This window comes from Parafrankia sp. BMG5.11 (genome assembly GCF_004337455.1).
In genome coordinates this window covers 89,746-109,086 of sequence record NZ_SJXI01000015.1, presented here as the reverse complement: position 1 = coordinate 109,086, position 19,341 = coordinate 89,746, and the positions used below count along the sequence as shown (strand labels likewise).

Annotated in this window: 16 protein-coding genes and 1 tRNA gene; 10 read left to right on the top strand and 7 right to left on the bottom strand. The window is 66.4% G+C overall.

Annotated elements, in window-relative coordinates; translation table 11 throughout:
- The first annotated feature begins 88 nt into the window (after positions 1 to 88).
- The 4 genes from E0504_RS11390 to E0504_RS11375 all read left to right on the top strand — a co-directional run bounded on the left by E0504_RS11390 (position 89) and on the right by E0504_RS11375 (position 7,273).
- A complete protein-coding gene (locus E0504_RS11390; protein ID WP_131624135.1) occupies positions 89 to 2,245 on the top strand; it encodes an acylase in 2,157 nt (718 codons plus the stop codon).
- A 51-nt stretch (positions 2,246 to 2,296) separates the two neighbouring features.
- Entirely contained in the window at positions 2,297 to 5,209 is a 2,913-nt protein-coding gene (locus E0504_RS11385) for a pitrilysin family protein (protein ID WP_131624133.1), read from the top strand.
- A gap of 43 nt (positions 5,210 to 5,252) precedes the next feature.
- Complete coding sequence (locus E0504_RS11380; RefSeq protein WP_131624131.1) at positions 5,253 to 5,555, top strand: hypothetical protein; 303 nt, start codon at positions 5,253 to 5,255, stop codon at positions 5,553 to 5,555.
- Positions 5,556 to 5,713: 158 nt separating this feature from the next.
- Complete coding sequence (locus tag E0504_RS11375; RefSeq protein WP_131624129.1) at positions 5,714 to 7,273, top strand: serine hydrolase; 1,560 nt, start codon at positions 5,714 to 5,716, stop codon at positions 7,271 to 7,273.
- Between the two features lie 7 nt (positions 7,274 to 7,280).
- Here the strand turns inward: E0504_RS11375 and uvrC are convergent, their stop codons facing one another.
- Both uvrC and E0504_RS11365 read right to left on the bottom strand, forming a co-directional pair.
- Positions 7,281 to 9,251, bottom strand: coding sequence for an excinuclease ABC subunit UvrC (gene uvrC, locus E0504_RS11370; RefSeq protein WP_131624127.1), 1,971 nt, complete (start codon positions 9,249 to 9,251; stop codon positions 7,281 to 7,283).
- An 85-nt stretch (positions 9,252 to 9,336) separates the two neighbouring features.
- Positions 9,337 to 9,801, bottom strand: coding sequence for a glycine zipper 2TM domain-containing protein (locus tag E0504_RS11365; protein ID WP_131624125.1), 465 nt, complete (start codon positions 9,799 to 9,801; stop codon positions 9,337 to 9,339).
- 140 nt (positions 9,802 to 9,941) lie between these two features.
- Here E0504_RS11365 and E0504_RS11360 point away from each other — a divergent pair, with 140 nt between their 5' ends.
- On the top strand, positions 9,942 to 11,099 hold the full coding sequence (locus tag E0504_RS11360; RefSeq protein WP_131624123.1) for an NAD(P)/FAD-dependent oxidoreductase: 1,158 nt from the start codon (positions 9,942 to 9,944) through the stop codon (positions 11,097 to 11,099).
- Positions 11,100 to 11,171: 72 nt separating this feature from the next.
- Here E0504_RS11360 and E0504_RS11355 read toward each other — a convergent pair whose 3' ends face one another.
- On the bottom strand, positions 11,172 to 14,168 hold the full coding sequence (locus E0504_RS11355; protein WP_131624121.1) for a TonB-dependent siderophore receptor: 2,997 nt from the start codon (positions 14,166 to 14,168) through the stop codon (positions 11,172 to 11,174).
- Between the two features lie 223 nt (positions 14,169 to 14,391).
- Here E0504_RS11355 and infA point away from each other — a divergent pair, with 223 nt between their 5' ends.
- From infA to E0504_RS11330, 5 genes are all read left to right on the top strand, one after another.
- Positions 14,392 to 14,637 carry a translation initiation factor IF-1 gene (infA, locus tag E0504_RS11350; protein WP_057883479.1) on the top strand — a complete coding sequence of 82 codons (246 nt, stop codon included), beginning with the start codon at positions 14,392 to 14,394 and terminating at the stop codon, positions 14,635 to 14,637.
- Between the two features lie 15 nt (positions 14,638 to 14,652).
- Positions 14,653 to 15,222 carry a nucleoside triphosphate pyrophosphatase gene (locus E0504_RS11345; protein WP_131624119.1) on the top strand — a complete coding sequence of 190 codons (570 nt, stop codon included), beginning with the start codon at positions 14,653 to 14,655 and terminating at the stop codon, positions 15,220 to 15,222.
- A 10-nt stretch (positions 15,223 to 15,232) separates the two neighbouring features.
- Positions 15,233 to 16,192, top strand: a complete 960-nt coding sequence (locus E0504_RS11340; RefSeq protein WP_131624117.1) for a ribonuclease — start codon at positions 15,233 to 15,235, stop codon at positions 16,190 to 16,192.
- Positions 16,189 to 16,386 carry a DNA gyrase inhibitor YacG gene (yacG, locus tag E0504_RS54185; RefSeq protein WP_131624115.1) on the top strand — a complete coding sequence of 66 codons (198 nt, stop codon included), beginning with the start codon at positions 16,189 to 16,191 and terminating at the stop codon, positions 16,384 to 16,386. The genes E0504_RS11340 and yacG overlap by 4 nt, the downstream gene beginning before the upstream one ends.
- An 82-nt stretch (positions 16,387 to 16,468) precedes the next feature.
- Positions 16,469 to 16,544, top strand: a tRNA-Phe gene (locus E0504_RS11330).
- A 24-nt stretch (positions 16,545 to 16,568) separates the two neighbouring features.
- Here the strand turns inward: E0504_RS11330 and E0504_RS11325 are convergent.
- The 4 genes from E0504_RS11325 to E0504_RS11310 form a co-directional block, all read right to left on the bottom strand.
- Positions 16,569 to 17,648, bottom strand: coding sequence for a tyrosine-type recombinase/integrase (locus E0504_RS11325; protein WP_131624113.1), 1,080 nt, complete (start codon positions 17,646 to 17,648; stop codon positions 16,569 to 16,571).
- A complete protein-coding gene (locus E0504_RS11320; protein ID WP_131624112.1) occupies positions 17,638 to 17,817 on the bottom strand; it encodes a hypothetical protein in 180 nt (59 codons plus the stop codon). Before E0504_RS11320 ends, E0504_RS11325 begins: the two co-directional genes overlap by 11 nt.
- On the bottom strand, positions 17,814 to 18,119 hold the full coding sequence (locus tag E0504_RS54180) for a MucR family transcriptional regulator (protein WP_131624110.1): 306 nt from the start codon (positions 18,117 to 18,119) through the stop codon (positions 17,814 to 17,816). Before E0504_RS54180 ends, E0504_RS11320 begins: the two co-directional genes overlap by 4 nt.
- Before the next feature lie 154 nt (positions 18,120 to 18,273).
- The gene (locus tag E0504_RS11310; protein ID WP_131624108.1) at positions 18,274 to 18,645 is read right to left on the bottom strand and encodes a hypothetical protein; all 372 of its coding nucleotides are present in this window, start codon (positions 18,643 to 18,645) and stop codon (positions 18,274 to 18,276) included.
- Positions 18,646 to 19,341: the final 696 nt, after the last annotated feature.

The following is a 19,341-nucleotide window of genomic DNA, read 5'->3' as shown; positions in this document are numbered from 1 at the left end:
GGGTGCCGAGCGCTGCCGGGATGGTCAAGTGCGCGGTTGCAACTCATTGCCTGGCGACTATGGCTCGCGCGACGGGAGAGGTATTCTGATGCGCAAGTGGGGTGTGCGGGCGGCAGTGGCGGCGGCGTTACTGCTGATGGTCGTGCTCATCGGGCTGATGGTGTGGGAACCGCTCGCCGCACGTTCAGCCAAGGCCCCTGCCCCGCGCGCTTACCAAGCCGAAATCGTGCGCGATGAATGGGGTGTGCCCCACATCTACGGCAAGACCGACGCGGACGTCGCATACGGCGTGGCGCTGGCGCACGCCGAAGACGATTTCCGCACGCTGCAGGACGTGGTGGCAATGACCCGCGGCCGCTATGGCGCCCTGGCGGGCGAGGACGGCGCGAAGTTCGATTACGTGCTGGCGCTGCTCGATGCACGCGGGACGGTGCGGCGGAATTACGACAAGCTCAAGCCCGGTACGCGGGCGCTGCTCGATGCCTACGCGGTCGGCCTCAACGATTATGCCGCCGCGCATCCGGGCGAGGTCCGGCTCGGCAACCTGTTCCCCGTCAACGGAGAGGATGTCGCTACCGGTTTCGCCCTGCGTCAGCCGTTCTTCTTCGGCCTCAACAACACCGTCGGCCCGCTGGTCGCGGGCGAAACGCTGCTGCCCGATCCCGGCCCGGCGCTGAACACCCCGCTACCGGACCGCGAGGCGGCCGAGCACCTCGGGTCGAACGCTTTCGCCATCGCACCGGGCCGCTCGGACGACGGCACCACCCGGCTGGTGTCGAACAGCCACCAGCCGTGGGAAGGCGGCGTCGCGTGGTACGAGCTGGTCGTGGAGAGCGGCGAAGGCTGGCACTATGCCGGCGCGAACTTTCCCGGCAGCCCGTTCCCGTTCCTGGGCCATAACGAGGACCTGGGCTGGACCAACACGGTCAACGAGCCCGACATGGTGGACGTGTACCAGCTGGCGCTCGACGACAGCAAGACCCGCTACCGGCTCGATGGCAAGTGGCTGCCGCTGCAGGAGAGCACCGTGCGCCTGCCGGTGCGCTTCGGCCCGCTGGTCATTCCGGTGACCCAGAAGGTCTATCGCAGCGTGCACGGCCCGGTGATCATGAACGACAAGGGTGCGTTCGCCTTCCGCTATGGCGGGATGGATTCGCTGGCCACGCTCGACGCCTACTATGATCTGAACAAGGCGAAGACCTATGCCGAGTGGCAATCCATCCTGGCGCGTCAGGCGGTGCCTTCGACCAACTTCATCTACGCCGACAAGGCGGGCAACATCGCCTACTGGTATAACGCCGCGATCCCGCAGCGGCAGCGGGGGCCGAACTGGCGCGGCGTGCTGCCCGGCGACCGCAGCGATGTGATCTGGCAAAGCCTGGTGCCGTACGACAGCTTGCCGCACTACCTGAACCCCGCTTCCGGCTTCGTGTTCAACGCCAACAACACGCCGTTTGTCGCGGCCGGGAAGTCAAGCAACCTCGATCCCGCGAGCGCGCCGCCCGAGATGGGCGTCGAGCTGCGCATGACGAACCGCGCATACCGCGCCGAAAAGCTGCTCGACGAGGCGGGGCCTATCGGGCGCGAGCGGCTGGAGCGGATCAAGTACGACACCGGGTGGGAACGGGCCGGTTATGTCAAACAGGTGCTCGACGGGATTGCCGCGCTCGATCTGCGGGGCGAGCCAACCCTCGCCAAGGCGCAGCGAATCCTGGCGGGCTGGGACCTGACCTCCGACGGGGCGGGGCGGGCCGATGCGCTGGCGCTGTTGATCATGCGGCCCGCGATGGGCGACAGCTACTCCGGCAAGCCGCTTCGCCCGGTGAAGACGCTGCTGGCGGACGCCGCCGACCACCTGATGACTCATTTTGGCCGGCTCGACCCGCCGTTGCAGGACATTCTGCGCCTGCGCCGCGGACCCGGTCGCTATACGGTCGATCTGCCGCTCGACGGAGGCAGCGACACCTTGCGCGCCTCTACCCTATGGGACGTCGAACCTGATGGCCGGCTCAAGGTGAAGCACGGCGACAGCTACGTGATGTTCGTCGAATGGGCGCCGGGGAAGCCGGTGGTGAGCCAGTCGATCCAGCCCTTCGGCGCCGCGACCACCCGGCCAGGCAGCGTTCACTTCACCGACCAGGCGCCGTTGTTCGTGCAGCACAAGCTCAAACCGGTGCACTTCACCCGCGCCGATGCGCTGGCGAATGCCGTTAGTCGAAAGGTGGTGACACACCCGGCAAAGTGACCTTAGGCAGGCGGTTCACACCGCTTGCCGATATCTTCCCCGGGGACTGTCATGACTTTTCGTTTCGCTTCCACCAGCGTGCTGGCGCTTGCGCTCACCGCCTGCGCCGCTGCCCCTGCTCCGCAATCGGCAAGTTCGGCTCCGGTCGCGGCGGCGCAGGCCACCGCGCCGGCTGCGGCTCCTTTGAGCGCGCTGGTCGAGGAAGTGTCGATTCCCTACGACAGCTTCACGCTCGCCAACGGGCTGACCACGCTGGTCCACACCGACCGCAAGAGCCCGGTGGTGGGCGTCACACTGTACTACCGCGTGGGATCGAAGAACGAACCGCGCGGACGCACCGGCTTTGCGCACCTGTTCGAACACCTGATGTTCGGCGGCAGCGAGAACGTCGAAAGCTTCGATGTCCCGCTCGAAGCGGTCGGTTCGACCAGCACAAATGGCTCAACCTGGTATGACCGGACCAATTACGTGGAAACGGTGCCGACCGGCGCGCTCGATCGGGCGCTGATGATGGAGGCGGACCGAATGGGCCACCTGCTGGGCGCGGTCACCCAGGACAAGCTCGATAAGCAGCGGAGCGTGGTCAAGAACGAGAAGCGGCAGGGCGACAACCAGCCTTATGGCCTGGTCGAATACGCGATCGGTGACGGGCTGCTGCCGGTCGGCCACCCGTACCGCCATTCGACGATCGGCTCGATGGCCGATCTGGATGCCGCCAACCTGACCGATGTGCGCAACTGGTTCCGCGATCACTACGCGCCCAACAACGTGGTGCTGGCGCTGGCGGGCGACATCGATGTCGCGACCGCGCGGGCCAAGGTGGAAAAGTGGTTCGGCGCGATCCCTCGCGGCCCTGAGGTCAAGCCGGTCGATGCGCCGGTGGTCGGCCCCGCCGCGCCAATTAGGCGGGAGATGACCGACCAAGTTCCGGTCACCCGGGTCACCCGCGCCTGGACCGGTCCCGGCATCAACCATGCCGACGCTCCGGCGCTGGCGGTGGGCATGTATATCCTTGGCGGGCTCGCGAGTTCGCGGCTCGACAACGCGCTGGTGCGCGGTGACGAGTTGGCGGTGCGGGTGTCTGCCGGCAACCAGCAGCAGGAACTGCTGAGCTTTCTGCAGGCGGACATGGACGTGAAGCCCGGCACCGACCGGGCCGCGGCCGAAGCGGCGTTCGACAAGGTGATCGCCGACTTCATCGCGCGCGGACCCACGCAGGACGAAGTCCAGCGCGCCGCGACCAAGATCATGTCCGGCCAGATCGGCGCGCTGGAGGAAGTCGGCGGGTTCGGCGGCAAGGGCGCGACCCTGGCCGAAGGGCTGCTCTATTCGAACGATCCGGCGGATTACAAAAAGCAGCTCGAGGCGATCGCCGCGCTCACGCCGGACCAGGTGCGCGATGCGCTGCAGCGCTGGCTCAGCCGGCCAGCGCTGACCGTCGCGGTCGTTCCCGGCGAGCGGACCGAAGACGGCGCCACCATGGGCGGCTGGGGCGACGAGGGCACCGTTCCCGCTCCCCAGCCCGACGCGAAGAAGCCCGTCCCGCCGATTGCCAAATCGCCGCCGATCGCGATCCCGCCGGTCGACGATGTGGGTGAACTGACCTTCCCCACGATCGAGCGCGCCACGCTGGCCAACGGCATTCCGGTCGCTCTTGCCCGCCGGACCGCGGTGCCCAAGGTGATCGTCGACCTGCGGTTCAACGCCGGGTATTCGGCCGACGGGCTGGCGCGCGCCGGAACCCATTCGCTGATGGTCAGCGCGCTGGACGAAGGTACCACCACCCGCGACGCGACCAAGATCGCGGAGGACCAGGAGCGGCTGGGGGCGGACATCTCCACCGGCACCTCGCTCGATTACGACGACGTGTTCCTCACCGCCCTGTCGGCCAACCTCGCACCGTCGCTCGAACTGATGGCGGACATCGTGCGCAATCCGGCGTTCCGGGCCGACGACGTCGCGCGGCTGAAGAACCAGCGCGCCGCCGACATCGCCCAGCAGCTCGCGTCCCCGCAGGGGCTCGCATCGCGCGCGCTGGCGCCGCTGGTCTATGGCGAAGGGCACCCTTACGGCACCGTGGGCGCGCTCGGCACCACGGCAGTGGTGGCCAAGCTCACCCCGCAGGACCTGGCAGCCGAGGCGCAAGCCTGGCTTCGCCCGGAAAACGCGCGGATCACCGTGGTCGGCGATGTCACGATGGCCGAACTGCTGCCCCAGTTGAACCAGGCGTTCGGCAACTGGTCGAGCGGCCAGCAAGCACTCGCGAAGAAGGACCTGCCGCAGATCGCCCCGGCGACCGAAAGCCGGCTGGTGGTGATCGACCGGCCGAACTCGCCGCAATCGGTGATCTATGCCGGGCGGTTGCTGCCGATCACCGGTGCCGCCGCCAACCTGGAATCGCTCGACCTTGCCAACGAAGTGCTCGGCAGCGGTTTCCTGTCGCGCCTGAACCTGCAGATCCGCGAGGACAAGGGGTGGAGCTATGGCGTTCGCACCGGCGTGACCGCGCCTGAAGGGCAGCGGTTGTTCACCTTCTCGGCGCCGGTCCAGGCCGATCGCACGGGCGATTCGGTCGCGCTGGCGCTCGACGTGATCGGCCAGTTCGCGGGCGGCAACAAAGGGGTCGACGCGAACGAGTTCAACCGCGTGACCGACGGCAACATCCGCGGCCTGCCCAACCGGTTCCAGACCAACGGCCAGGTGCTGCGCGCGCTGCTGGACCTGCAGGCGCGCGGCCGGCCGGACGATTATTACAGCAAGCTGCCCGATACCTATCGCGCCATCCGGACGAATGCGATCGACCAGGCGGCGCGGGATTATCTCGGCGCGGGCGGGCTGACGATCGTGGTCGTGGGCGACCGCGACGTGATCGATCCGCAGCTCGCCAAGCTGAACCTGCCGATCACTTACTTGCCGGCCGATACCAGCGCCCCCGTTGACACCGATGTCAGCAGCGGGGAATAACCCTTCCAGTCATTCCCTTTCCAATCATTCAGAGGATTTGCCCATGTCTGTTGCCGGCAGCTACGATTGCATCACCAAGACCCCGATGGGTGACCAGAAGAGCGTGTTCACCATCGAAGACAACGGCGATGGCACCTTCACCGGCAAGAACGCCGGCGCGATGGGTTCGATGGACATCGAAAACGGCAAGATCGACGGCAACAACCTGAACTGGACGATGAACATGACCGTCCCGATGCCGATGAAGCTGGAAGGCAGCGCCACCGTTGATGGCGACCAACTGACCGGCAGCGTCAATGCCGGCGCTTTCGGTGCCATGCCGATGAGCGGGACGCGCCAGGGCTGAGCGCCCGCCAATCACGCGATCGAGAGATCACCAAGGGGGGCGGCGGAGCGATCCGGCGCCCCTTTTCCATGCGCGAATGGTCTCCTGAAGCATTCGCTTGGCAGGCCAATCGGGCGCGTTAGAACTCGCACACGAATACGCCCAAGGGGGGAACGAAGATGATGAGGGTCCGGATCGCAGCGACGGTCGCTGCCAGTGCGCTGGCGTGGCAGCCGGCTTATGCGCACCAGGTCGCCCAGCCCGATTACGCGGCCGAGGCGGAACGAATCATCGAAGGGCTCGGCGCGACGGGGATGACCGCGGCGGTGCTGATGGACGGCAAGGTCGTCTATTCAGGCGCGTTCGGCACGCTGGAGGAGGGTTCGGGCAAGCCCGTCACCAACGACACGCTGTTCCCGATCGCCTCCATCTCCAAGGCGTTCACCACCACCGCGCTCGCCATGCTGGTCGATCAGGGCAAGCTTGGCTGGGACGATCCGGTGCGCAAGTACGTGCCCGAATTCGGCATGTACGACCCTTGGGTCAGCGAGCGGTTTACCGTGCGCGACCTGCTGACGCACCGTTCGGGCCTGGGGCTCGGCGCGGGCGACCTGGTGATGTGGCCTGACGGCAACGCCAAGGCGCCGGACGTGATCAACGCGCTGAAGCACCTGAAGCCGACCACCGGCTTTCGCGACGGCTATGCCTACGACAACCTGCTCTACATCGTCGCTGGCGAGGTGGTGGAGCGGGTTTCGGGCAAGAGCTGGCAGGATTTCGTCACCGACGACATCTTCCGCCCCGTCGGCATGACGGCGTGCGCCGCCGACGGCTCGCGCCTCAAGCCCGGGCAGCCTCACGTGCGCGGTCACGAGCGCGAGGCGGGCGCGAGCGCGGGCGTACCGATCGACCCGCGAATGGAGTTCAGCCCCACCGTGGCCCCGGCGGGCGGCATCTGGTGTCCATCCGCCGACATGATGAAGTGGGCGAAGTTCTGGCTCGATGGCGGAGTGACGGCCGATGGCCAGCGCCTGGTCAGCGAAAAGCAGAAGAACGAGCTGTGGAAGGGCGTCACCCCGGTCGGCAGCGGGATCATCCGGCCCACCGGCGGCTCGACCAACTTGCAGATGTATGCGCTCGGCTGGTTCGTGTCGGACCTGGAAGGCACCCCGATCGTTCACCATTCGGGCGGCGCCCCTGGGGTTACCAGCAACCTGATCCTGATCCCGCAACGGAACATCGCGGTGTTCGCCTCGTCCAACGACTACATGAGCACCGCGGGCGCGTGGACCCGCCAGATCGCCGACAAGCTGATCGACGGGAAGCAGGACAACGACGTGATCGCGGGCGCGATCAAGTCCAATGCGGAGGTCAATGCCGCGGCCAAGAGCGCGGTGGCCGCAGCCGCGGCGCCGCCGAAGAACGCGAAGAAACCCAGCCTGCCATTAAGTGCCTACGCCGGCACTTATCGTGACCAGTGGTACGGCACCGTGACGATCACCGAGCAACGCGGCCGGCTGGCGATCGACATGAGCCGATCCGAACTGCTCGACGGGCCGCTGACGCCTTACGATGGCGATACGTTCGCGGCGTTCTGGCCCGACCGGACGATGAAGGCCGATGCGTTCGTCACCTTTGCGGTGGAGGACGGCAAGGTGACCGGCATCACGATGAAGCCGATTTCCGACATCACCGACTTCTCGTTCGACTTCCAGGATCTCAACCTGGTGAAGGAGTGATCCCTCCTCACCCCGCCGGGTGGTAGAAATCATAGATCTTCTGCGCCACGCCTTCGCTGATGCCGGGCGTGCGCTTGAGATCGTCCAGTGCCGCGGCGCGCACTTTGCCCGCGGTGCCGAACGCCAGCAGCAGCGCGCGCTTGCGGCCGGGGCCGATGCCGGGGATCTCGTCCAGCGGTGAGGCGCTGATCGCGCGGCTGCGCTTGGCGCGGTGCGCGCCGATGGCGAAGCGGTGGACCTCGTCCCGCAAGGTCTGCAGGTAGAACAGCAGCGGCGAATTGGTCGGCAGCATCTTCTCGCGCCCGTCGGGAAAATGGAACACCTCGCGCCCCTCGCGCCCGTGGTGCGGCCCCTTGGCGATGGCGATCAACGGCACGTCCTCGATGCCGAGTTCCTCCAGCGCGTCCTTCACGCTCGACATCTGGCCCTTGCCGCCGTCGATCAGCACCAGGTCGGGCCACACACCGCTGCCGCGTTCCTGGCTGCGGTCGGGGTCTTCCTCCAGCGCGCGGGCGAAGCGGCGGGTCATCACCTCGCGCATCATCGCGAAGTCGTCATTGGTTTGCGCTGTCTTGATGTTGAACTTGCGGTACTGACCCTTGCGGTAGCCTTCGGGCCCGGCGACGATCATCGCGCCGACGGCCTTGGTCCCCTGGATGTGGCTGTTGTCGTATACCTCGATCCGGTCAGGCGGCTCCTGCAGCTCGAGGAACTCGGCAAGCTCGCGCATGATCCGGGTCTTGGTGCCGCTTTCGGCCAGCCGCCGCTCCAGCGCCTCCACCGCGTTGCGCTGCGCCTGCGCCATCAGCCGGCGGCGGTCGCCCCGCTGGGGGACGCTGATCTCCACCCGGTGGCCGGCGGCGGTGCACAGCGCCTCGGCCAGCAGCTCGCATTCGGGCAGGTCGCGGTCGAGCAGGATCGTGCGCGGCGGCGGCACTTCTTCGTAGAACTGGGCGAGTACGTCGGCGAGCACGTCCTCCTCGGTCTCGCCTTCAATGTGGCTGGGGAAGAACGCGCGGTGGCCCCAGTTCTGCCCACCGCGCACGAAGAACGCCTGGATCCCCATCTGCCCGCCCTTGCTGGCGAGCGCGAAGATGTCGGCGTCCCCCACCCCGGCGGCGTTGATCGCCTGGCTGCCCTGGATCGCGGTGGCCGCGCGCAACCGGTCGCGCAGCATCGCCGCCCGCTCGAAGTCGAGATCGGCGGCGGCGGCGGCCATCTGGGTCTCGATCTTCTTCTGCACCGCGCCCGACTTGCCGGAGAGGAAATCCTTGGTCTCGGCCACCAGCTCGGCATAGCCGGCCTCGTCGATCCGGCCGACGCACGGCGCGCTGCAGCGCTTGATCTGGTACAGCAGGCAGGGCCGGTCGCGCCGGGCGAAGAAGCTGTCGGTGCAGCTCCTCAGCAGGAACAGCTTCTGCAGCGCGTTGATCGTGGTGTTGACGCTGCCCGCGCTGGCGAACGGGCCGTAGTAGTTGCCCTTGCTGCGCCGCGCTCCGCGATGCTTCTGGATGCGGGGAAACGCGTGCTCGGCGCGCAGCAGGATGAAGGGGAAACTTTTGTCGTCGCGCAGCAGCACGTTGTACGGCGGGCGGAACCGCTTGATCAGCTGCGCTTCCAGCAGCAATGCCTCCGCCTCGGAGTTCGTGGTGACGATCTCCATCCGGCGGGTCTGGCTGACCATTCGCTTGAGCCGGGTGGAGAGCGATTTGACCTGGGTATAGTTCGCCACCCGCGCCTTCAGGCTGCGCGCCTTGCCGACATAGAGCACGTCACCGCGCGCATCGAGCATGCGATATACGCCCGGCTTGGGCCGCAGCGTGCGCACGGTGTCGCGGATCGCGGCGACTCCCGCCTCCAGGTCCGGTTGCGCGCCGGCGCCCTTCACGGTGTAGGTCGCCCGCTCCTCCAGGAAGCGATCCTGACCGCGCGGGTCTGGCGGGGTTCCGGCCCCGGATCGTTCACCTGTGCGCGACATGGGGATCAGCTAGGAGTCGCGGGCGCGAATGAAAAGGGCCGGCCTCCGCGAAGGAAAGCCGGCCCTGCTTTTCGTCGGCGCAACCTCAGCGGCAATAGGCCGACTGGTTGGCGTTGCTTGCTGCCGCGGCACCCAGCGCGCCCCCGGCGATGGCGCCGATGATCGTCCCCAGCGTACGCGAATCGCCAGGCGCGATGACGTTGCCGGCCACCCCGCCGACCACTGCACCGCCGAGTACGAGCAGGCCCGTCGAACCGTCCGACCGACGGCAGTAAAGCCGCCCGTCACGACCGCGATACACCCGGTCATCGTACGACAGCTGACGTTCGCGATAGCGGCTGTCGTTGCGGTAGTAATTGTCGGCGTAGTACCCGCCATAGCGCGGATCGGGCCGGTTGTAGTCGTACTGGCCATAGCGGCTGGAATATTCGCGATCGTAATAGCCATAGTCGTTGTTGGCATACCGATCGCCATACCCGCCGTACCGATCGGTGGCGCAACCAGCGGTCATGACCGCGGCGGCAAGCGGGAGGAGCATCATCTTGTTCATGGCGGCGTTCCAGTTTGCTGGCCGCTCGGAGATGATCGTCAGTGGAGAGCGGCGGGGGGATACGAGGGCAATCCCCCCCGCACCGTGATCGTTCCCGCTCTTGCGTCGAGCGGTAACCGACCTAAGCGCAACGTCGAGCCATGCAGTACGATGCGATCATTCTGGGCGCAGGCGCCGCCGGCCTGATGTGCGCCGCGCGTGCAGGCCAGCGCGGCAAGCGCGTGGTGCTCGTCGAAAAGAGCGAGGCACCGGGCAAGAAGATCCTGATCTCGGGCGGCGGCCGGTGCAACTTCACCAACCTCCACACCGCGCCCGACCGCTATCTGTCGGCCAACCCGCATTTCGCCAAATCGGCCCTCGCCCGCTACACGGCGCGCGACTTCCTCGACTTGGTGGAACGCCATGGCATCGCCTGGCATGAAAAGACGCTCGGGCAGCTGTTCTGTGATGGGTCGGCGCGCCAGATCGTCGATCTGTTGCTGGACGAATGCGCCAGGGGCTCGGTCGAGATCAGGTGCGGTGCCGATGTGGGCGCAGTCGATCACGCCGATGGATCGTTTCGCGTGGGCGACGTTGCCGCGCCCGCACTGGTGATCGCCACCGGCGGCCCGTCGATCCCCAAGATGGGGGCGACCGGCTTTGCCTATGACCTGGCGCGCCGGTTCGGGCTGAAGGTGGTGGAGCCGCGCCCCGCCCTCGTCCCGCTCACCCTCGGCGGCGAGGAGGTGCTGTTCCGCGAAATCTCGGGCGTATCGGCTCCGGTTACGGCGAGCGCGGGCAAGACCCGCTTCGCCGAGGCCGCGCTGTTCACGCATCGCGGCCTGTCGGGCCCGGCGATACTGCAGGTGTCCAGTTACTGGCGCCCGGGAGAGCCGGTCGTCATCGACTTCCTGCCGGACCGCTCAGCCGGATGGCTGGTCGAGGCCAAGCGAGCGAGCCCGCGCGCGACCCTTCGCTCGCTGCTGCGCGGTGCCCTGTCGGCCCGACTGGCGGATATTCTCGCGGACCGACTTGCAATGCCGGCGGAACTGGCGAACCTGTCCGACAAGGCATTGCGCGAAGCCGAAATGCGGCTGGCGGCATGGACCTTCCATCCAACCGGGACCGAGGGGCTTGCCAAGGCGGAAGTCACCGTGGGCGGGATCTCGACCGCCGAGTTGTCGTCGCAGACGATGGAGGCCAAACGCGTGCCCGGCCTGTTCGCCATTGGCGAAGCGGTGGACGTGACGGGGTGGCTGGGCGGCTACAACTTCCAGTGGGCCTGGGCGAGCGGCGTCGCGGCCGGCGAGGCCATCTAGCGGGCGCATCGCCAAAGCGGCGTCCGCCTTGCCGCGCACGACCGTCAAGTGACAGTCGCGCGCGGATATTGGTCAGAACATCTTGCGGAATTCGATCCCGACGGTGCGACCGGTCGGATCGATCAGCGCGGGTTGATAGCGTAGCGGAACGATCCCGTCCGCATCCGTCACTCGCTGCTGCGCGTCGAACAGGTTCCTCACCCTCAGGCTGAGCCGGGTTCCCTTCCAGAACCCCGGTTCGCCGCCGCCCGTCAGCCAATCCTGCTGTTCAAGATTGGCAAACAGGTTGAGATTGACCGTCGCCAGCTCCCCAAACCGCAGATCGCTCGATCCCGGCAAGCCGCTGCCGCGCACGGTGGTGCCGGACTGATAATTGGCGGAAACGCGGGCGCCGAGTCCGTCCTTGAACACGCCGCCCTCCAGCTCGATGCGGTGGCGGGACACGCCGCCATCGGTAAGGCCATCGCCCTGCAACAGATCGAGCTCCGGGCCGCCATCGGCGATCAGGGCGCGATTGGTGAGTTCGACCGTGTGATACAGCGACAGATTCCAGCGACCCTGGCCGTCGCCGCCCCCGCCGAAGGGACTGCCGCCGGCGCCGCGCCCGCCGCCGCGCCCGCCGGCACCGGCGCCGCGCTCGCCGTCCGGACCGCGCTGTCCGCCAGGCTGACCGCCGCGCCGGCCGGAGCCGCCGCTGCCGTCCGCCGGCAGCGCGCACAACCGGGTGCGCAGCTCGGCGAGCCGCGCCGGGTCGATCGTTCCGTCAGGTCCTTTGAGCCGATCGGCGATTTCCGGCGGGAGCGCGGCGGGATCGACCGGCTGCCCGTCCGCGCCGCAGTTGAGCGCCGTGCGCAGGGCCGCGAAGCGCGCCGGATCGAACGTGCGACCGCCGGCGTCGGCGCGCGGCGTACCGTCGGCGTTGCACATGCGGGTGCGCGCTTCGGCCACCTTCGCCGGATCGATCTGTCCGTCGGCGCCCTTCAGTCGCTCGGCCATGCGCTCCGGCAATCCGGACAGATCAGGCCCCGCGTCCGCGGGGCTGGCGCAGAACTGCGTGCGCATCTGGGCGAACCGCGCCGGATCGAACGATCCGCCGGCACCTGCCGCGGGGGGCGCGGGCTCCGCCGCAGCCATCGCGCCGCGGAAACCACCGCGCCGCGCGCCGCCGGTGTCTTCGGTCTCCGGCTTCGGCTTGCCGACTTTGCCGAACAGGTTGATCCCGTAGCGGATCCGCGACGAATTGCGCTCAGCGAAAGTCACCGGACGCCGGTCGATCGACAGCAGCGTGCCATCGGCCGCGCGCGCCACCCGGCCCGGGAACGCCGCCTCGATGGCGGGGGTCAGCAGCGGGAACCCCTCGGTGGTGTCGTCCGACTGGTTGCGGAAGTATTCGACGCGGATGTTGGCCCGGTCGAACCAGTCGAGGTCGTAGCTCGCCGACAGCTTGAGATCGCGCTGGGTTTCTTCGCGCAAGCCGGGATTGCCGCCGCTGGTTACCGTGGCGAGCACGGTTTGCCCGGTCGAGAAATCGAACACCGGCACGTTCACGTCAATGATGGTGGGGCCGCCAAGCTGGCTCAGCCCCGGAGCGACCTTGCGCACGGTGTAGCTGCCCTGCAGCGCCAGCTTTTCGGCCGGTCGCCAGTTGGCGCCCACATTCCAGTCGGTCAGCGTGCCGAAGTCCGACAGATGATCGATCCCGCCCCCGAAATTGAGCGACAGGTCGCCGATCGCGTCCAGGACCCCCTCACGCGTGCTGGCGATGGGCACGCCCACATTGAATCCGGCGTTGAGATTGCCGCGGGTGAGCTGGGTCGGCGCGAGGCCGGAACGGGTGTCGCTGCTCTCGATCCGGGTCCAGTCGTAGCCCGCGTCGAGCGTCACGTTGACCTCTCCGCCCGGCAGACGCACGGGCGTGCCGGCGAGGGTGTTCTTCTGGCTAGCGGACCAGACCCGGCTCAGCGACTGGTCGAACCCGCCCCCCGCGGTGGCCGGCAGCGCGCCGTCCAGCGCCAGCGTCCCCGCCGCGGCGGCAGCGACCAGCCCGCCCGTGTCGCGGCGCCGGTCGATGCGGCTGTCAGTGTCGGTGCGGCTGGCGTCGAGCGTGCTGGAAAGCTGCCAGTCGCCCAGCGGCATATTGTAGCCCGCGCCGAGCGAATAGGTATCGGTCGCGGTCTTGCGGGTGATCGGATCGGCATCGAGCGTGCGCAGCGCCTGGGCCTCGGAGGGATCGGTCAGCACCACCGTGTCCAGCCCCGACAGCGCGGTGCGCACATTGCGGCTGACGTTGCCGTTAAGGGTCAGTTGCTTGCCTGATCCCAATTCGCCCAGCCCGGTTGTCAGAGTGGCGTTCGCCTCGATCGTTTCCGAGCGCGCGACGAGGGAACGGTAATCAGCGGGATCGGGATCGGTAGCGAGCGTCGGACTGCTGCCGGCCGCCTGCACGACGCCGCGGTCGCCTTCAGTCAGCGGACTGGTCCGCGTGTATTCCAGGTTAGCGCTGGTCCGGCGCGGGCCGGTGATCGTCAGCAGCGATGCCTCCGCCTCGGCCGTCGCGGTCCCGCCGCGGGTCGGGGCGCTGAATTCCGCTTCCACTTCGGTAGAGGCGAACGCGTCCTTCAGGATGAAGTTGATCACCCGCGCATCGGCAGCGTAGCCGAACTTGAGCGCGACTTCCTCGGGCAGCACCTCGACCTTGCGGATCGCTTCGGGCGGAAAGCGGCGGATCTCACGAAAGCTGGTGATGCGCTGGCCGTTGACCAGGATCACCGGGCGCCCCCCACGGCCGCGTCCAGAACCGACTTGCGGAGACAGTTGCGCGACCAGATCCTCGATCGAGGTTGCGCCATATGCGGCGATGTCCGCTTCCTCCAGTTCCAGCACCGGCGGACTGTCGGTCATCACCTGGCCCGGCAGCCGCGTGGCGGTGACGACGATCTCGCTCTCGTCGGCGTCGGCGTCATCGGCGGCCGCCGGGGTCTCCGCCTGCGCGGTGCCGCCGGCATCCTGGGCGCTCAAGGGAGCAGCGATGGCAAGAGCGAACAGCGAAACGGGGTAAAGGGAACGCAAGTGATCTGTATCCTTGATTGTTGGCTGCGGCTCCCCTTCCGCGACGTCCTGCCTTGCGGAAGTGGGCATGGGGCACAACCCGAACTCGGGTAACTTTTTGTCGCGCAAAGCTTTCCCTGCGATGAGCGCGTGCTTCCCTTTTGGCGCCAGCGCGTATATGGGGCGCGGCCAGTCCGACCGGGCATCCGCCTCGTCCAATCATCAGAAAGTACCGACAAACCGCATGGCCAAAGAAGAACTCCTCGAAATGCGTGGGAAAGTGGTCGAACTGCTGCCCAACGCGATGTTCCGGGTGGAGCTCGAAAACGGCCATGAAATCCTCGGCCATACCGCCGGCAAGATGCGCAAGAACCGCATCCGCGTGCTGACGGGTGACGAGGTGCTGGTCGAATTGACGCCTTACGATCTGACCAAGGGGCGGATCACCTACCGCTTCATGCCTGGGCGCGGCGGCCCGGGGCCGCAGTAACCAGCGCCGGGCGGCATGCCCGACCTGATCCTCGCTTCAGCCAGCCCGCGCCGGCGCGAACTGATTGCGCGGCTTGGCATCACGCCGGCGGACGTGATCGCTGCCGACATCGACGAAACGCCGCGCGGGGCTGAATTGCCGCGCGATTATGCTTCACGCATGGCGCGCGAAAAGGCACTCGCCGCGCCCGCTCCTGACAAATTCGTGCTGGCCGGGGACACGGTCGTGGCCGCGGGCCGGCGTATTCTGCCCAAGGCGGAAGACGAGGCGACCGCGCGCTGGTGCCTGGAACTCCTTTCCGGCCGCCGGCACCGGGTCCTGTCCGCCATCGCGCTGCGCGCACCCGATGGCACGATCCGCGAACGGCTGAGCGAAACGCAGGTCCGGTTCAAGCGCCTCTCCAGCCAAGAAATCGACGCCTACCTCGCGGGCGGCGAATGGCACGGCAAGGCGGGCGGATACGCTATCCAGGGTTCTGCCGAAGGCTTGGTGGCGTGGATCGCGGGCAGCCACTCGGGCGTCGTGGGATTGCCGTTGTTCGAGACCCGCGCGCTGTTGCAGGCGGCAGGCTTCGAAGTCCGGTGACTCGGGCCAGATGATCTGGCTGGTCGAACAGGGGATCGGCGAGGAGCGGGCGCTCCAATATCGGAACGGACGCGCGGTGTCGGCCCGGCTGCGCTGGCCTGGCGGCCTGGAAGCGGGGCTGGTGGCGGATGCCGTGCTGGTTGAGCGCGCCAAGGGCGCAAGCCGCGGGCGCGCCCGCTTCCCGAGTGGTGAGGACGCGCTGGTCGATCGCCTGTCGCCGGATGCGAGCGAAGGCGCTCCGCTGCGCTTGGAAGTGACCCGCGCCGCGGTGACCGAACGCAAGCGGGGTAAGCTCGCCCAGGCGCGCCCGACCGACGCGGACCCCCGGCCAGCGCCGACGCTGGCCGAGACGCTGCCGGATGCTTCGGTCGTGCGCCGCTTCCCCGACGGGGCCTGGGACGAGCTGTGGAGCGAAGCGTGGGAGGGCGATGTCGCCTTTCCCGGCGGCGCGCTGCGATTCGCCCCGACCGCCGCGATGACGCTGATCGACGTCGACGGTCCCCTGGCGGCGCGCGCGCTCGCGCTCGCGGCGGTCCCGTCGCTTGCCGCATCGCTGGCCCGGTTCGATCTAGGGGGATCGATCGGCGTCGACTTTCCCACTTTGGCTGCCCGTGAGGACCGCAAGGCGGTCGATGCGCTCCTGGGACAGGCGCTGTCCGGGTGGGCGCACGAGCGGACGGCGATGAACGGCTTCGGCTTCGTGCAGTTGGTTGCGCGCCAGACCGGCCCGTCACTGCTGCATCGGCTGGCGTTCGACCGGGCGGGTGCCGCTGCGCGCAAGCTGCTGCGGGATGCCGAAGGGCTGGCTGGCGCGGGCGCCGTGCTGCTCAGCGCGCACCCGGCGGTGGTCGCCGCGCTTTTACCGGAGTGGTTGACCGAACTCGCGCGGCGAACTGGGCGCGAAGTACGGGTGCAACCGGCCGCCGATGTTGCGCTGGGGCCGGGCCATGCCCAGATGGTTCCCCGATGACCTCGCCCAGCCGCCCCGCCGCTCGTCCGTGCCCGATCTGCAGAAAGCCGCGCAGCGATGCCCACGCGCCGTTCTGCTCGACCCGGTGCAAGGACCGCGACCTAGTCCGGTGGTTTTCCGACAGCTACGCCGTGCCCGGACGACCGGCCGATCCCGAAGACCTTGACCGGGCGCTTGACGCATCACGCGATTGAGGCACTTGCCAAGGCGCGCGCCCTTGGCCATAGCGCCGCCTCGCCAACCGCCGGCCGCTGACAGCGCCGTCGTGCAGTGCCTGCCTCGGTAGCTCAGTTGGTAGAGCATGCGACTGAAAATCGCAGTGTCGGTGGTTCGAATCCGCCCCGAGGCACCACTATTGTGCGCAAGCATCTGTAAACTAGTCCCTTTCCACAGGTTGGACATCTGCCAGGGGCCCAAGGTTGGACAAAGCACGGTCCGCGAGAAGTGCCCGATTTGCTCTCGCTCGGTACTTCTGGAAGGTCTCTGCCTTCTTATGGCCGGTAACTGCTTGGCCTTCGGCGTCGGTCGATCCATGCTCGGCGAGCTGACGGGATAGGGCCTTCCGCAGACCGTGCAGAGAGCAATGCGGTAACCCAGCTTCGTCGCACCATTTGCGCATCCGGTTCCCCATGCCATTGTCTGTGAACGGCTTCCCGAAAGCGGTTGTCACCAGATAGCGGATCGGTGTGGCTGGCAGGGCGTCGATTGCCGCACGCGTGCTAGCCAGCATCGGCACATTGCTTTCGTTGTTGTTCTTCACGTGGTCGACGACGATCCGTCCGCCTACAATGTTCTCGCGTTCGATCTTGTTGACGTTACAGCGCCGGGCAGCCGTGTTGAGGGCGAGCTCGAGCGTCAGACGAGCCATGGTACCCAGCGCGTGCGTGGCGCGATACTGCTCGATCTCGTGGTCTTCCCAGGTATGAAAGCCTTCTCCTTCGTCGTATTTCTCAGTTAGGCGGGCGGGGTTTACTGAGATCCAATCTAGCTTGATCGCAAGGTCGAGGTGCGTCGACAACACGCGCCGCAGCACATTGGCGGCGGCCGGCGTCTCCCACATCTCACCGAGAATGCTCTCGAGCCAACCATAAGTGACCTTGCTCACGGGCCGGTCTCCAAAGCGCTTGCCGGACTTGCCAACCCGATCCAGGAAGCGCTCCATGATTCCGGTCTGAACACGCCGAGTGCTGTCTTTCTTCTTTTTCCATTTTGGCGTCAGCTTCATGCGGCGATGAAGGTCGTCAAGCGTGCGCGGATTGACGTGGCGCCGCGACTTGACGGGTTCCGGGCGGATCGCAGCGCTCGCAAGCACCTCAGCGTAGGCGGCATGGAACAGGGCTGTGCCGGGTTCACCGGAAATGTAGCGGCTTTTGAAGCCCTTTCGACGGAAGCGGTAACGGATCTTGCCATGACGATCCTTCACGGCACGCACATTGTCGGGGAGATTAGACGTCATCGTCGGTCCATTCCTCGTATGCGGAAGCTTTTGCTGATTCTCCGATGATGATCTCGATCCGCCTCTTCTCCAAGTCCATGACGATGCGCGCAGAGCTGATCCTCGCCGCCGCGACTGCTTTCGTCGCGCGGTCCATATCGGCTTGAGAAATGCGCGCGGGCGTAGTCATTGTCTTGCCCTCATAGACGGCGCTCCGTCGTGAAGATTACGAGAATGTTTTCGGCCCTGTCGAAGGCCAATGGGGTGCTTGGCTGCGAGTAACCGCAGGCGGTTCGAATACGCACGAGCGATCAACGGACAGTCTGGCTCAAGCCCATAATGCGCCCGATACTGCTCGATACTCACAGCGTGTGCCGCTCGGATATGCCGCGCGAGCGTCAGGCGCTTAGCTCCACAAGCAAGACACATCACATACTCGTAACAGAACGCCTTTGACGGGGTTGTGACGGCTCTCGGAAGCTCGGCACTCACTGATTGCCCTCCCAGATTGAATCGCAATGTCCCTGAGCCTGTAAGCCCGGCAAGCAATCCGGCCCACAGTCGCCAACTAGGGCCCGCGAAAAGAGTGGCGATCTGGAAGCGGCCGTCGTCGACATCCCTGGTTCCTTTGTGGTCACCAGGGAGGTCACGTGAACACCTTCGCGCTCAGTGTTTCCGGCAGCGCCTGAATTTGGAAACCAGCGGGGGCCTCCCCCTCGAATGAAGCCAAGATTGGAGTTGCGTTGGTGACGATCCTTTGAAGTGAAGCCATTGCGTTCTTCTTCGCTGTAGCGACATCGGGGGCGTACTCGAGATGTCGATAATAGAGCTCAAAGTCGAAGCGCACTTTGCCGTCCGCTAGCGACTCACCACTTTCAACGTCGTCGAACTCAGCATCGAGCTCTCCGCAAACTGCATTGAGAGCATAATCGGAGCTCAGCGATACGAAGTGCTCCATGACCGAGTTCGCATGAACCGGACTCGAAGTCACAACGGTCGCCTCCACGTCTATAAGCACGCTAACTTCTAACATCTTCCATACTCTTCAACCGCCCTCATCCGCGAGGACGGCCCACATATTAGTCTCTTAATTGAATTGTAAACCCCCGCCATTGAGCTGAAACGTCACAAAAGTGGCCGTTTATTTGTTTGGTGCACTAATTCGTGGCTGATTATTTAAACTGGTTTACCAGATTGTCTGTCTGGGACACCCATTACAGTGTTGTTGGTTCACCATTTGGTTGGCCGACAATTGAGCAGGACTGATGCGTCGTCGGGCCGAAAAAAATTTTCATACTGGGCGACCGGCGGTTCCGAGGGGTAGGCTGACACTGACAGCAGACGGGGGACCCTCAGCGCAGGTAACCACCCATCGCCCGCAGTTTGCCCGTTCAGCTTCCCGTTGGCCGCCGGTAGGCCAGCCGCGGGCTGCCCCTGCTCCGGCCGGAATGCCGCGCTCAGTATAACCCGTTAACGAGCTGCATGTGCGCAATCGTGTGGCAGGAGATTTCCAGCAGCTAAGGGTTGGCATAGATCGAAGCCAAGCACCGCGGTTGATCGCCCCGATTAGACGGTTTCGGCTTTACAAAAGTTCGATGCTGCGCGGCAGGTCGTCGCCGCTCGACGTCGCTCTGGAAATCAGCACCACCCCGGCTTCTGGCCCTGGCAAATCAGCGACCCGGAAACTGAAATTTGCATGTCTCGACCGGCCCTT

Coding starts and splice junctions, on each gene's coding strand:
- E0504_RS11345 (WP_131624119.1), top strand. CDS start 14,653: ATGCCCGACCTGATCCTCGCTTCAGCCAGCCCGCGCCGGCGCGAACTG.
- E0504_RS11325 (WP_131624113.1), bottom strand. CDS start 17,648: ATGACGTCTAATCTCCCCGACAATGTGCGTGCCGTGAAGGATCGTCAT.
- E0504_RS11320 (WP_131624112.1), bottom strand. CDS start 17,817: ATGACTACGCCCGCGCGCATTTCTCAAGCCGATATGGACCGCGCGACG.
- yacG (WP_131624115.1), top strand. CDS start 16,189: ATGACCTCGCCCAGCCGCCCCGCCGCTCGTCCGTGCCCGATCTGCAGA.
- E0504_RS11375 (WP_131624129.1), top strand. CDS start 5,714: ATGATGAGGGTCCGGATCGCAGCGACGGTCGCTGCCAGTGCGCTGGCG.
- infA (WP_057883479.1), top strand. CDS start 14,392: ATGGCCAAAGAAGAACTCCTCGAAATGCGTGGGAAAGTGGTCGAACTG.
- E0504_RS11340 (WP_131624117.1), top strand. CDS start 15,233: ATGATCTGGCTGGTCGAACAGGGGATCGGCGAGGAGCGGGCGCTCCAA.
- E0504_RS11390 (WP_131624135.1), top strand. CDS start 89: ATGCGCAAGTGGGGTGTGCGGGCGGCAGTGGCGGCGGCGTTACTGCTG.
- E0504_RS11385 (WP_131624133.1), top strand. CDS start 2,297: ATGACTTTTCGTTTCGCTTCCACCAGCGTGCTGGCGCTTGCGCTCACC.
- E0504_RS11360 (WP_131624123.1), top strand. CDS start 9,942: ATGCAGTACGATGCGATCATTCTGGGCGCAGGCGCCGCCGGCCTGATG.
- uvrC (WP_131624127.1), bottom strand. CDS start 9,251: ATGTCGCGCACAGGTGAACGATCCGGGGCCGGAACCCCGCCAGACCCG.
- E0504_RS11380 (WP_131624131.1), top strand. CDS start 5,253: ATGTCTGTTGCCGGCAGCTACGATTGCATCACCAAGACCCCGATGGGT.
- E0504_RS11365 (WP_131624125.1), bottom strand. CDS start 9,801: ATGAACAAGATGATGCTCCTCCCGCTTGCCGCCGCGGTCATGACCGCT.